Source organism: Falsibacillus pallidus, assembly GCF_003350505.1.
Taxonomy (GTDB): domain Bacteria; phylum Bacillota; class Bacilli; order Bacillales; family DSM-25281; genus Falsibacillus; species Falsibacillus pallidus.
This window is the reverse complement of sequence record NZ_QQAY01000012.1, coordinates 1-13,501: the sequence shown is the minus strand read 5'-3', so window position 1 is coordinate 13,501 and position 13,501 is coordinate 1. Positions and strand designations below refer to the sequence as shown.

Annotated in this window: 12 protein-coding genes; all 12 read left to right on the top strand. The window is 44.2% G+C overall.

The window, feature by feature from the left end:
- The first annotated feature begins 18 nt into the window (after positions 1–18).
- Positions 19–2,532 carry a preprotein translocase subunit SecA gene (gene secA, locus DFR59_RS15025; protein ID WP_114746491.1) on the top strand — a complete coding sequence of 838 codons (2,514 nt, stop codon included), beginning with the start codon at positions 19–21 and terminating at the stop codon, positions 2,530–2,532.
- Positions 2,533–2,686: 154 nt separating this feature from the next.
- Positions 2,687–3,788, top strand: a protein-coding gene (gene prfB, locus DFR59_RS15020) for a peptide chain release factor 2 (RefSeq protein ID WP_114746490.1) whose coding sequence is annotated in 2 segments (ribosomal slippage) — positions 2,687–2,758 and positions 2,760–3,788 — 1,101 coding nt in all. Because the reading frame shifts where the segments join, the coding sequence is not laid out codon by codon here.
- A gap of 213 nt (positions 3,789–4,001) precedes the next feature.
- A complete protein-coding gene (locus DFR59_RS15015; RefSeq protein ID WP_114746489.1) occupies positions 4,002–4,868 on the top strand; it encodes a YitT family protein in 867 nt (288 codons plus the stop codon).
- Positions 4,869–4,915: 47 nt separating this feature from the next.
- Positions 4,916–5,254 carry a cytochrome c551 gene (gene cccB, locus DFR59_RS15010; RefSeq protein WP_114746488.1) on the top strand — a complete coding sequence of 113 codons (339 nt, stop codon included), beginning with the start codon at positions 4,916–4,918 and terminating at the stop codon, positions 5,252–5,254.
- Between the two features lie 411 nt (positions 5,255–5,665).
- On the top strand, positions 5,666–6,352 hold the full coding sequence (gene ftsE, locus DFR59_RS15005; RefSeq protein ID WP_114746487.1) for a cell division ATP-binding protein FtsE: 687 nt from the start codon (positions 5,666–5,668) through the stop codon (positions 6,350–6,352).
- Positions 6,342–7,226, top strand: a complete 885-nt coding sequence (gene ftsX / locus DFR59_RS15000) for a permease-like cell division protein FtsX (protein WP_114746486.1) — start codon at positions 6,342–6,344, stop codon at positions 7,224–7,226. Before ftsE ends, ftsX begins: the two co-directional genes overlap by 11 nt.
- Before the next feature lie 113 nt (positions 7,227–7,339).
- Complete coding sequence (locus DFR59_RS14995; protein ID WP_245948497.1) at positions 7,340–8,644, top strand: murein hydrolase activator EnvC family protein; 1,305 nt, start codon at positions 7,340–7,342, stop codon at positions 8,642–8,644.
- A gap of 127 nt (positions 8,645–8,771) precedes the next feature.
- Positions 8,772–9,683, top strand: a complete 912-nt coding sequence (locus DFR59_RS14990; protein WP_114746485.1) for a YIEGIA domain-containing protein — start codon at positions 8,772–8,774, stop codon at positions 9,681–9,683.
- Positions 9,676–9,876, top strand: coding sequence for a capping complex subunit for YIEGIA (locus DFR59_RS14985; protein ID WP_114746484.1), 201 nt, complete (start codon positions 9,676–9,678; stop codon positions 9,874–9,876). Before DFR59_RS14990 ends, DFR59_RS14985 begins: the two co-directional genes overlap by 8 nt.
- A 91-nt stretch (positions 9,877–9,967) precedes the next feature.
- Positions 9,968–10,354: a DUF302 domain-containing protein gene (locus DFR59_RS14980; RefSeq protein ID WP_114746483.1), complete on the top strand. Its 387-nt coding sequence runs from the start codon at positions 9,968–9,970 to the stop codon at positions 10,352–10,354.
- A 185-nt stretch (positions 10,355–10,539) separates the two neighbouring features.
- Positions 10,540–11,799, top strand: coding sequence for an ergothioneine biosynthesis protein EgtB (egtB, locus tag DFR59_RS14975; protein WP_114746482.1), 1,260 nt, complete (start codon positions 10,540–10,542; stop codon positions 11,797–11,799).
- A 359-nt stretch (positions 11,800–12,158) separates the two neighbouring features.
- Complete coding sequence (locus DFR59_RS14970; protein ID WP_114746481.1) at positions 12,159–13,367, top strand: MGDG synthase family glycosyltransferase; 1,209 nt, start codon at positions 12,159–12,161, stop codon at positions 13,365–13,367.
- The last annotated feature ends 134 nt before the right edge of the window (positions 13,368–13,501 follow it).

Here is a 13,501-nt window from a genome sequence, read left to right as displayed (position 1 = left end):
GATAAAGGAGCGTTATAGATGCTTGGTATTTTAAATAAAGTTTTCGACGATAACAAAAGAACGCTGAAACGCCTTGAGAAATTGGCTGATCAAATTGATGCTCTTGGTCCAGAAATGGAGAAGCTGTCAGATGATCAGCTTCGTGAAAAAACGGAAGAATTTCAGCAGCGCTATCAAAAAGGGGAATCCTTGGACGAATTGCTTGTGGAAGCATTCGCAGTTGTCCGCGAAGGTTCCCGCCGCGTGCTTGGCCTTTACCCATACAAGGTCCAGTTGATGGGTGGTATTTCCCTGCATGAAGGGAATATCTCCGAGATGAAGACCGGGGAAGGTAAAACGTTGACAGCGACCATGCCTGTTTATTTAAATGCGATTTCCGGCAAAGGCGTCCACGTCATCACGGTCAATGAATACTTGGCAAGCCGTGACGCGACTGAAATGGGAGAGCTTTACGAATTCCTCGGATTGACTGTCGGCTTGAATTTGAACAGCATGTCCAAGGAAGAGAAGCAGCAGGCTTATAATGCTGATATCACTTATGGTACAAACAATGAGTTTGGCTTCGATTACCTGCGCGACAACATGGTGCTGTATAAAGAGCAAATGGTTCAGCGCCCGCTGCATTTTGCTGTAATCGATGAAGTCGACTCCATTTTGATTGATGAAGCGCGTACGCCATTGATCATTTCAGGACAGGCGGCCAAATCGACTCAGCTTTATATCCAAGCGAATGCGTTTGTCCGTACGCTGAAAAAAGAAGAAGACTACACATATGATGAAAAAACGAAAGGCGTCCAGCTGACTGAAGAAGGAATCAACAAATCAGAGCGCGCTTTCGGAATAGATAATTTGTTTGACATCACGCATGTCACATTGAACCATCACATCAATCAGGCATTGAAGGCACATGTCAGTATGCATCTGGATGTCGATTATGTGGTTCAGGAAGGCGAAATCATCATCGTTGACCAATTTACGGGACGTTTGATGAAAGGGCGCCGATACAGCGACGGGCTTCACCAAGCGATTGAAGCGAAGGAAGGCCTTGAGGTTCAAAACGAAAGCATGACGATGGCGACGATCACATTCCAGAACTACTTCCGTATGTACGAAAAGCTTTCCGGTATGACTGGTACAGCGAAGACGGAAGAAGAGGAATTCCGCAATATCTACAACATGCGTGTTGTGGTCATTCCGACGAACCGTCCGATTACACGTGATGATCGTCCTGACTTGATTTTTGCCAGCATGGAAGGGAAGTTCCGTGCAGTTGTCGAGGAAATTGCTGAGAGACATAAAAAAGGCCAGCCGGTCCTTGTCGGTACGGTTGCTATTGAAACGTCGGAGCTTATTTCCAAGCTCTTGACGAAAAAAGGCGTCCGCCACAATGTCTTGAATGCGAAAAATCATGGACGTGAAGCTGAAATCATCCTTGATGCCGGCCAGCCGGGTGTGGTAACCATCGCAACGAACATGGCAGGACGCGGTACGGATATCAAGCTTGGAGAAGGCGTGAAGGAACTTGGCGGCCTTGCTGTCGTTGGTACAGAACGCCACGAATCCCGCCGTATTGATAACCAGCTCCGCGGACGTTCCGGACGTCAAGGAGACCCTGGTGTCACTCAATTCTATCTTTCCATGGAAGATGAATTGATGAGACGATTCGGCTCCGACAATATGAAAGCCATGATGGAGCGGCTTGGTATGGATGATTCCCAGCCAATCCAAAGCAAAATGGTTTCTCGTGCAGTCGAGTCCGCTCAGAAGCGAGTGGAAGGAAACAACTTCGATGCACGTAAACAGCTTCTACAATACGACGATGTCCTTCGCCAGCAGCGCGAAATCATCTACAAACAGCGTAATGAAGTGCTTGAAGCAGAAGACCTGCGCGTGATTGTGGAAAATATGATCAAAGCAGTCATCGGCCGTGCCGTTGATTCCCACGCTTCACTTGCTGAAGATGAGGAAAACTGGAATCTACAAGGTCTTGTTGACTATGTCAATGCCACCCTTCTTCATGAAGGCGACGTAACAGTTGCTGACCTTCGCGGAAAAGACCCGGAAGAAATGTCCGAGCTTATCTTTGCGAAAGTAACTGAACGCTATGATGAGAAGGAAGAGCTTTTGAGCGAAGAGCAAATGATCGAGTTCCAAAAAGTCATCCTTCTTCGTGCGGTTGATACGAAATGGATCGACCACATCGATGCAATGGAGCAGCTTCGCCAAGGTATCCACCTTCGTGCTTACGGGCAGATCGATCCGCTTCGTGAATATCAAAGCGAAGGCTTCGCGATGTTTGAAACTATGATCGAAGCAATCGAAGAAGATGCTGCGAAATACGTCATGAAAGCGGAAATCCGCAACAACCTGGAGCGCCAAGAGGTTGCAAAAGGACAAGCGGTCAACCCGAAAGAAGACGGCGGCGAAGTGAAGAAGAAGCCTGTGAAGAAACAGGAAGAAGTAGGACGCAATGAACCTTGCCCTTGCGGAAGCGGCAAGAAATATAAAAACTGCCACGGAAAATTGGCTTAATCGATTTTTCGGTCTAAGCCCGGTTTGCGGACTGCCAGCCGGCATAGTATACTTTTAAAAGAGGGTGAAGGAGAATTTGTTCTCCTTCACTTTTTGATGCGATAGAAACACACTGATGCACGGCATCGGTTAATTATATTTAGAGGTGATCAGAATGGAATTATCAGAAATCAGATCAGAGCTTGAAAAAACAGCTAGAGTATTAGCGGACTTCAGGGGGTCTCTTTGACTTAGAAAACAAAGAGGCGCGCATTGCCGAATTGGATGAAGTCATGCTGCAGCCGGACTTCTGGAATGACCAGCAGCAGGCGCAGGGCGTCATCAATGAAAGCAACGGATTGAAGGACCTTGTCAACGAATACAATGATATGGTCGAAACGCAGGAAAACCTTGAATTGACTTATGAATTGGTCAAAGAAGAGGACGATCCTGAACTGCAGGAAGAGCTTGAGAGCGAAATGAAGGACCTCGTCAACCGTTTGAATGACTATGAGCTTCAGCTATTGTTGAGCGAAGAATATGATAAAAACAACGCAATCCTTGAATTGCACCCGGGTGCCGGCGGAACGGAATCCCAGGACTGGGGCTCCATGCTGCTTCGCATGTATACGCGCTGGGCTGAGAAAAAAGGCTTCAAGGTGGAAACGATGGACTACCTTCCAGGTGATGAAGCAGGAATCAAGAGTGTTACATTATTGATTAAAGGGCACAATGCTTACGGATATTTGAAAGCGGAAAAAGGAGTACATCGTTTGGTCCGGATCTCTCCATTTGATTCATCCGGACGCCGCCATACTTCATTCGTTTCCTGCGAAGTTATGCCGGAATTCGATAATGAAATCGAAATTGACATCCGTACAGAAGATCTTAAAATCGATACGTACCGTGCGAGCGGTGCCGGCGGTCAGCATATCAATACAACCGATTCTGCCGTCCGTATTACTCATACGCCCACTGGGGTCGTGGTGACATGCCAGTCCGAGCGCTCTCAGATTAAGAACCGTGATGCGGCCATGAAAATGTTGAAAGCCAAGCTTTATCAGCGCGAGATTGAACAGCAGGAAAAAGAGCTGCTTGAAATCCGCGGTGAGCAAAAAGAAATCGGATGGGGAAGCCAGATTCGCTCTTACGTCTTCCATCCATATTCCATGGTGAAAGACCACCGCACCAATACAGAATCCGGAAACGTCCAAGGTGTCATGGATGGAGACTTAGACAACTTCATCAATGCGTACCTGCGTTCACGAATTTCTTAAGGTGTCGTAAAATATGCGAGGAAATATTGAAGCCCTGATGCATATGCATTGGGGCTTTTTTGGTGCACTGAATTCTTTTTCGGCAATGGTAAATGATAATTTTAAGGATTTAGCACTTTAACACGTTATCTGATTGGCATTTACACCCATTCATCTCCGTGCTATACTCACTTCGGCAATTATCGACAAATGCATCAAAGGAGCACAAAAAACATGAAAAAAAACAGAGTAAATCAACCGGCACATCCTGTGTACCAAAAGGTTTCAGAATATATCCAGGTGATTATCGGATCCGCGATTGTCGCGATCGCCTTCAATGTATTTTTGCTGCCGAATGAAGTCGCTTCAGGCGGAGTGAGCGGAATCAGTACGATTTTGCACGGCCTCTTAGGCTGGGAGCCTGCCTATGTACAGTGGGCATTGAATATTCCACTTTTCATTGCAGGACTTATTTTTCTTGGCCTTCAATTTGGCTATAAAACACTGGTCGGCACTATTTTCCTTCCATTGGTCGTTTATTTTACGAAAGAGTGGGAGCCTTGGACGCTTAACCCTTTATTGGGCGCTTTGTTTGGCGGAATCGGCGTTGGGTTTGGGCTCGGAATTGTATTCAGAGGGAAAGCATCAACAGGCGGAACCGACCTGGCTGCACAGATCATTACGAAATTCACTGGTTTTTCTCTCGGGAAATCCGTTGCCATTATCGACGGAATGATTGTATTATCCGCAGCAATCGTTTTTGATATTGAAAAAGGTCTTTACGCTTTGATCGGATTGTTCGTTACAAGCAAAACGATCGACCTTGTCCAGGTTGGATTCGGCCGTTCGAAAATGGCGTTGATCATCACGGACCATAAAGAAGAAGTCCGCGAAGGGATTTTGAATAAAATTGACCGTGGTGTGACAAAACTATCAGCATATGGCGGATATACGGACAGCGAAAAACCAGTCCTCATGTGCGTCGTGGATCAGACAGAATTTACAAAACTGAAACAATTGGTCAGAAGCATTGACCCTGCTGCATTTATCATTGTGACGGATGCATCTGAAGTTGTAGGGGAAGGTTTTAGAGAAGCCTAATCCTGGTATACTATAAGGAGAAGAAATTTTTTCCTAGGGGGAAAGATATGAAGAAACTAATGGCGCTGCTATTGGGATCTGCTCTTGTCCTTGGACTTGCAGCCTGCGGAGGCGGCAACGACGAGTCAAAAAATAAGGGCAATGAATCCACAGAAACGGCAAGCTCCGGTGATCCGGCAGCAAAGATTTTTCAACAAAAATGCTCCACATGCCATGGCGGCAACCTGGAAGGCGGATTCGGTCCAAGCCTTAAGAAAATCGGCGGCGAACTTAGCCAGGACCAAATTTTGAAGACCATCCAAAACGGAAAAGGACAGATGCCTCCTAACGTCATCAAAGGCGACGATGCCAAAATGGTAGCGGAATGGCTGTCCAAGAAAAAATAATGTGTGAAAAGCTTTCTCTTCTATAATGGGGAGAAAGCTTTTTTATTTCATTTTCGAGGCGCAAACAACCCACTTTTATTCTTTTATGCATTAAATTAAAAATCGCACCTTCTACCTCTTGCGCAAGGAACAATCCACCTTTATAGGATGAATTATCCATATTATTTCGACCCTTGAAATGAAACTGTAATAAAAATTACCCTTAACATGACATCCTAGGATGTTATAATGGGTCTGTGCCAAATTTTCGATAGCATTCAACAAGGAATTTTGCTCAATGCTGTCGAAATATAAAAGTCTGGTAAATTTTTGTATATAAGATTAACAGACTATTGAAAAAAGTGAGCATGATTCGATAAGACTATTTACTTCACGGACCAAACACATAATTAGAATAATAGGTGATTAATAATGATTGATATGAAGGATGTCCATAAAAAGTATCCGAATGGCATCATGGCTGTCAACGGGATAAACGTCCATATAAAACAAGGTGAGTTTGTTTATGTGGTCGGGCCGAGTGGGGCTGGAAAATCCACTTTCATTAAAATGATGTACCGCGAGGAAAGGCCGACACAAGGAGACATTGTGGTAAGCGGCGTCAACCTTGCAAAATTAAAAAATAACCGGGTTCCATATTTAAGAAGGAACATCGGAGTCGTCTTCCAGGACTTTAAGCTTCTTCCAACATTGACCGTTTATGAAAACATCGCATATGCCCTAGAGGTTATTGAAGAACAGCCTAAATACATAAAGAAACGCGTCATGGAAGTACTGGACCTGGTTGGACTTAAGCATAAAGCACGCATGCTTCCGAATGAATTATCCGGAGGAGAGCAGCAGCGGATTTCCATTGCGCGCTCGATCGTCAACACACCGAAAGTGGTGATTGCTGATGAGCCGACAGGAAATCTTGACCCGGAAACTTCTTGGGATATCATGAATCTCTTTGAAGAAATCAACAGCAGAGGGACAACAGTGGTTATGGCAACGCACAACCGTGAGATTGTAAACACGATCAAGCATCGCGTTATTGCAATTGAAAACGGTAAGATTGTCCGTGATGAACAGCGGGGGGATTACGGATATGAAGATTAGAACAATTGGAAGGCACTTCCGCGAAAGTTTCAAAAGCTTAAGCCGGAACGGATGGATGACATTCGCATCTGTCAGTGCCGTAACAGTAACTCTTTTATTAGTCGGTGTATTCTTCGTCATTATGATGAACATGAATAAAGTGGCTACAGACATTGAAAAAGATGTAGAGATTCGTGTCCACGTTGATTTGACGGCGAAAGAAAAAGACAAAGATCTATTGAAGCGCCAGATTGACAACATTCCTCAAGTACAGAGCATCAAGTATTCTTCTAAACAAGCAGAATTGAAGAATCTGATTAAGGATATGGGAAGCGACTTTAAATTATTCGAACAGGATAATCCGTTGTATGACGTGTTTATCGTAAAAACGAAGAATCCGACAGATACGAAAATTGCAGCAAATAAGATCGAGCGGTTCAAAAACGTAGCCAAAGTGGAATACGGCGCAGGTAAAGTGGACAAGCTCTTTAAATTCTTGAAATACAGCCGGAACGTAGGACTTGTACTGATCATTGGACTCCTGTTCACAGCGATGTTCCTGATCTCCAATACAATTAAAATTACTATTTTCGCCAGAAGAACTGAGATTGAGATCATGAAGCTTGTCGGTGCGACCAACTGGTTCATCCGCTGGCCGTTCCTGTTAGAAGGTTTCTGGCTTGGGATACTCGGATCAGTATTCCCGATCATCATTGTGATCACAGGCTATAAATATGCTTACGATTACATCTCTCCAAAGCTGACGTCACATTTCATCAAAGTTCTCGACTTTGCACCGTTCGTATATGAAGTGAGCGGCATCTTGATCTTGATGGGCGCCATCATCGGAGGATGGGGAAGCATGATGAGCATCAGACGCTTCCTGAAAGTATAAACTTCAAGGGAATCAAGCTTCGGTTTACTAGTTCCCTATTAATATTGACGTAAAACATAGATAGAAAGTTTCATAGAAAAAGAGAAAGCGTAAGGACGGAAAGGGGAAAAAACGTGAGAAGACGCAACATTCTTTCATTCACTTTAGCTACGACTCTTGGGGTAACAAGTTTATTCGCTGCCAATGGGATGGCAACTGCATCAACTTTATCAAATTTACAAAAACAACAGCAGGAAAACCATAACAAACAAAACAGTGTAAAATCTAATATCAATACGAAAAGTTCTGCTATTGATAAAGTAAAAGGCGATCAGCAAGATGTAAAAGCTGAAATTGCCAAACTGGATCAGGCAATTGCTGAAACTGATCAAAAAATCAAAGATAAGCAAACTGAAATTGCCAATACTCAAGCAGAAATCGAAAAGCTTAAGGGTGAAATCGAGGAGCTTAAAAAGCGCATCGCTGAACGCAATGAATTGTTGAAGCAGCGTGCACGTGCTATCCAGACGCAAGGCGGATCCGTAAACTATCTTGACGTTCTTTTAGGTGCTGAAAGCTTCAGTGACTTTATTGACCGTGCTTCTGCAGTGACAACTCTTGTCAATGCGGACAAGCAGATCATTGAAGAACAAAAAAGAGATAAAGCGGATTTAGAAGAAAAGCAAGCTTCTGTCGAAAAGAAATTGGCTGATCTTCAATCCATGCTTCAAGACTTGAACAATATGAAATCTAAATTCAACTCTCAAAAAGCACAAAGAAATGAATTGTTGAAAGAACTTCATAAACAGCAGAAATCTCTTGAGGCTGAAAAGCTGAACCTTCAAGAAGAACAAGAATTGCTAAAGGGTCAGGATGCAGCATTCGCTAAAGCCATCCAATTGGAAAAAGGCCGATTAGCTGAACTTGAACGCCAACGCAAAGCAGCGGCAGCAGAGCGTGCAAGACAAGCAGCAGCAGCTGCGGCTCACTCTTCCAGTGGCGGCGGAGGCAGTGTAAGTGAAAGTCTTCCAGCAGTGACTTCCGGCGACTTCATGCGCCCTGCAGAAGGATATGTTTCTTCTGAATTCGGCGGACGCTGGGGTGAAATCCACTACGGTATGGATATTGCAAAAGGCGGAAGTGTACCTGTAGTTGCAGCAGCTGACGGTGTCGTCATCCGTTCTTACCTTTCTTCCAGTTATGGAAACTGTATCTTTGTAGCACATTCCGTCAATGGAAAGCAGTACACAACTGTTTACGCACACATGTCCACTCGCTTGATTGGAACTGGTGCGACAGTTGCTAAAGGCCAAAAAATCGGCTACATGGGAAGCACAGGCGAATCCACTGGTCAGCATTTGCACTTCGAACTTCACGAAGGACCATGGACAGCAGACAAGCGAAACGCTGTGAACCCACGCAGATACATCAACTTCTAATAACTAATATTGAGTTATTCAACACCACTCATCAATGATGAGTGGTGTTTTTTTTTTACATAAATCTAGTGGATGACAGGAAAAATTAGTAAGGAAGGTATTTTTTAATTTGAAACGAGGTTCTGTTGTGAAGGAACAAATTCTATCAATGCCGCATTTGATTCAGATCATCACTGCCATCTTGGGTGGGACGGCTGCCCGTTTGTTTGTACTGCGGGAGGACTTTCGGCAATACCCCACATATCCAAATGGATACTTAAGCCATGCTGTGATGGGGTTTGTGGCAGCGACACTTGGCGCGGTGCTGGTTCCTGCCCTCATGACCAATAATTTGACCAGCGTCACATTTTTGACGCTCGCCATCACGCAGTTTCAAAATGTGAGGAAAATCGAACAGGCAAGCCTCCAATTATTAGAGGAAACAGAGTATACGAAACGTGGAAATGCCTATATTGATGGGATTTCTAAGACCTTTGAGGCGAGGAATTATATTGCCCTCATTGTCTCGCTGGTGATTGCCGCCATCATGGAAATCATGGATGACAACATAACTTGGATCAGGATTCCGGCTGGACTGGCAGCTGGTGGAATCGTCTATATTTGGATGAAGAACTTTTCTAAAGGAAAAGTGATTTCTGACATCGCTTCTGTTTCAGCTGGGGAAATTTCTATCAAAAATAATGAATTGTATGTGGATGATATATTTGTCTCCAACCGCATCGGCATCGAAAGAGGTCAGGAGATGATTTTAAAGGAGGGCTTGGCAGTAGTACTCACTCCGAAATCGGATCATTTCCGGATTTCCTTGGATAATTACGGACAGCGTCAAGCGATTTTGTTTGAAATCACCAGGTCGCTGGGAATCAAACGATATCATTACACACGGAAGGATTACATTGACGGAAGGATTGTGTTTGTCGTCGTCCCGATTCTACAGAATATCGACCGGATGATTACATCCGTGGAAAATACTCCGCTTCTCGAAAGCATCCAGAAGAATCATAAATTTTTAAAGGACAGGAGCGAGGATTATGAATGACTTGAAAATTTATGCCTTCATTGGATTGCCGAAGCATACAGAAGAAGTGATCTATCCTGGGGATGCAGTGCTGCTGCTGGCAAAGGATGAAGATGAGCAGCAGGTGCTAATGAGGGATGTGGCGCTTGCTGTCAGGGGAGATGTCGTGAAGCTCAGTAATGGGCTGATAATGATTGTTACGGCTGATAGGTAGGTGGTAATGTTTGAAACATACTATGCAGGGTATTTGTGAAATAGACAGTTAGTTAAGATTAACTTGAAATTCTAAAAGAGGAGTGAGCAGTATGTCATTTGGCTACACTGTTGAAACATCAAAAGGAATGGACGATGCGGTACAGGCGCTTGAACAGGCTCTTAAAGAAGAGAAATTCGGAGTTCTTTGGGACTTTGATCTAGCTGGAAAACTTCGCGAAAAGGGAAAGGATTTTCCGTCTGGATACAGGGTTTTGGAGGTATGCAACCCGGATGAAGCTGAGAAAGTATTAAGCAAAGATAAGCAAGTGGGATATTTCCTGCCTTGTAAAATTGTTGTTTACGAAGAAGATGGCAAAACAAAAATCGGGATGCCGAACCCAACCACTCTGATTGAGCTCGCCAATGATCCTGAGTTGAATGAAATTGCCGCTGACGTAGAAAACAGACTGAAAAAAAGCATTGATAACGCGAAATAAATTGAAAAGTGAAGAACCGGGCGCAATTTGCCCGGTTCTTATTTTGTTTACTGAAGGTGCTTGATGTCGCTTCAGCCTGGCTCTGGAGGAAGGTATCACCAGTGCAATTTATGTTTGAATATTGCTCTGTGAGGAAATAAGTAAACTAGTTGTTATTTTCGTTTAGATCTCAAAGGAGGATGTTCATGAGTCTGCAAAGCAGTTTGAATCATAAGCTTGGTTCCAAGTATCACAATATACGATCGTTTACTGAAAAGATTACGGCACCGCTGGAAACAGAGGACTATGTCGTTCAAGCAGGACCGGATGTCCGACCGCCAAAATGGCATTTGCTGCATACGACCAGGTTCTTTGAAAAGAATATATTAATGGAATATGTTCCACGCTATAGCCCGTATAACGAACATTTTAGTTCTCTTTTCACACACGAGAGAGGCCATTCCGGACAGCTGGGAGCTTCGTTTTCACGTCCTACGGTAAAAGAGGTTATCTCCTATCGCCACCATGTGGATGAACACATGATGAAGCTGATAGAGAAACTCAATCCGGATGACCACCGTGATATCAACCGTTTGATTGAAATGGGCTTGCAGAATGAACAGAAGCATCAAGAACAGCTGCTGGCTGATATCAAATATCTTTTTTCAACGAATCCATTGGCTCCATCCTATATGAAGGAACCAGAGGACTTTTCTGAATCCATTCCATTCCAGGAGCCTTCGATGATTGAAATGGAAGGTGGACTCGTTGAATTCGGTTTCGCGGGTGAAGGGGATGCACACGAATATGAAGGGGTGCGGCAGAAGGTTTGGCTGAATCCTTATTCGCTCTCTTCCCATCCAGTCTTGAACGCTGAATATATGCAGTTCATTGAGGATGGTGGATATGAGCGTCCTGAGCTATGGCTTGCCGATGGCTGGGAGCTTGTGCAACGAGAGGGATGGAATGCCCCGCTTTATTGGAGGGGCAATGGCGGTGATTGGCAGCTTTATACGATGAGCGGCGAGCGGAAGCTGGAAAAGTATGAACCTGTCTGCCACATCAGCTATTTTGAAGCAGATGCCTATGCACGCTGGAAAGGAATGCGCCTTCCGACAGAAGCAGAATGGGAAAATGCGTTTGAATTAGTACAACGAGAGGGGAATTTTGCAGAAAAAGGACTTTATCATCCTTCATGGAAGGATGTATCCATGCAAGGTCCTTTCAACAAGGCATTCGGAGATGTGTGGGAATGGACTTCAAGCCTTTACGCCACACGTCCAAAGGCAACACATGCAGCGGGCCTTTCTATGCAGGAGCAGCCTTACAGCAGATCTAATCAGTTTGTTCTTAAAGGCGGTTCCTGTGCCACCCCTTCTTCCTTTATCCGACCGAGCTCAAGACTTGTATCAGAGCCGGCAAAACGCGTGCAGTTCAGCGGGTTCCGACTGGCTAAGGATTTATAGGAAGACAAGCCTTGATAAACTTGTTAATACAGAAATCAATAAAATCCCCTTCCCGCACCAAAGGAAGGGGATTTTATGCGTAAACGCCGCAGCAGTGGCATTTTTGGGAAACATTGCCGACAACGGACTTGCTAATTTCATTTATTTTTAATGTTTTTTTAATATGAGGGTATTCTTCATATTGTATGATGGTTTTGTAAGATTTTTTGGCAAAAAGTGAACCTTTTTTGGTTTTCATTCGTCTGTTATTTGTATGGGATTTACCAGAGTAAAAAATGTGATAAGATATAGATAAAACGATTTGGTTAAAATAAACAATTCCTGTTTAGGATTTATCGCAGGAATAAGGAGTTGTAGAAATGAAAAAGGTCTTATTTCTACCATTATTTCAAATGCAATCAGGACATCACCAAGTTTCTGAGACCATGATGAATTTATTAAAGAAACGGAACCCTTCCGCTGAATATAAAAAAATAGAACTTTTCACATATATCAATGAATCGCTTGGCGAGACGGTTACAAAAGGGTATTTGACGTGGATCAATGATTTCCCGAAAGCCTACGAATGGATTTATAAAAAAGCCGGCTATTCCGAAGAAAAAAAGGATAAGCCTAAACGTACATTGGAATTCTTTTTCCTCCGTAAAATGGAGCAGCTGCTTGAAGAGGAAAAGCCGGATTTGGTTGTATGTACGCAGGCGTTCTCTTCGTATCTTGTCAGCAGGCTGAAGATGTATGGCCGTACGCAGGTTGCAGCCATTAATGTGTATACAGATTTCTTCGTCAACCATTTCTGGGGAAAAGAAGGAATCGACTTGCACTTTGTCCCGACCGCCGATGTGAAAGAATATCTGGTCCGGGAACACCGCCTTTCACCGAATCAAATACAGGTGACGGGAATCCCGATTCACAGTGAATTTAAAAGAGGTCAGGCAAATGTGAAAAAGGATCAGAAGGAAAACCAGGTTCTGATCGCAGGCGGAAGCAGCGGCCTCGGCGATATCGTGGATCTCATCCCGAGGGAGCAAAAAGATCAATCGATTTCGTATCTGGTCCTCTGTGGAAGCAACAAAAAGCTTTATCAGGAACTGAAGGCCATGAATCTTCCGCATGTGAAGCCGCTGTCCTACATCTCATCAAGAAAAGAGATGAACGACTTGTATGACAAGGTGGACGCCATCATTACGAAGCCTGGCGGCGTGACGATCAGCGAAGTCCTTTACAAGGAAATCCCGATTTTCGTCTACTCATCCCTGCCAGGACAGGAAACGATCAACCTGGATTACTTGAAAAAGCACGGACTTGTTACGGAGCTGTCCAAACAGTCTCCAATCGAAGCGCAGTTGAAGGCAGTGCTCGAAAATGCTGAATCCATCGCAGATTATAAAGAAAGTCTGCAGCTCTATCATGATTCCAAAGAGCAGGCCACTCACGCTGAGATGTACCAATCTGTCATCAAAATGATGGATGAAGTCCGCAACCGGAGTTATCGTTTTGCACCTGCGGCAAAATCTACATGGTATAAAGTGGTTGGAAAGTATATTAAAGAAAAGATTTTATATAATTAAATTTCGAAGAGTGAAAAGTGCGGGCACTATTGCCTGCGCTTTTGTGCGCTTGGCAGCGCATCGGACTAATGGGTGAAAGTCCCTGACACACCGCAGTGGCGGAAGTGTCTAGCTGACAGGTAGTGCATTGTCTG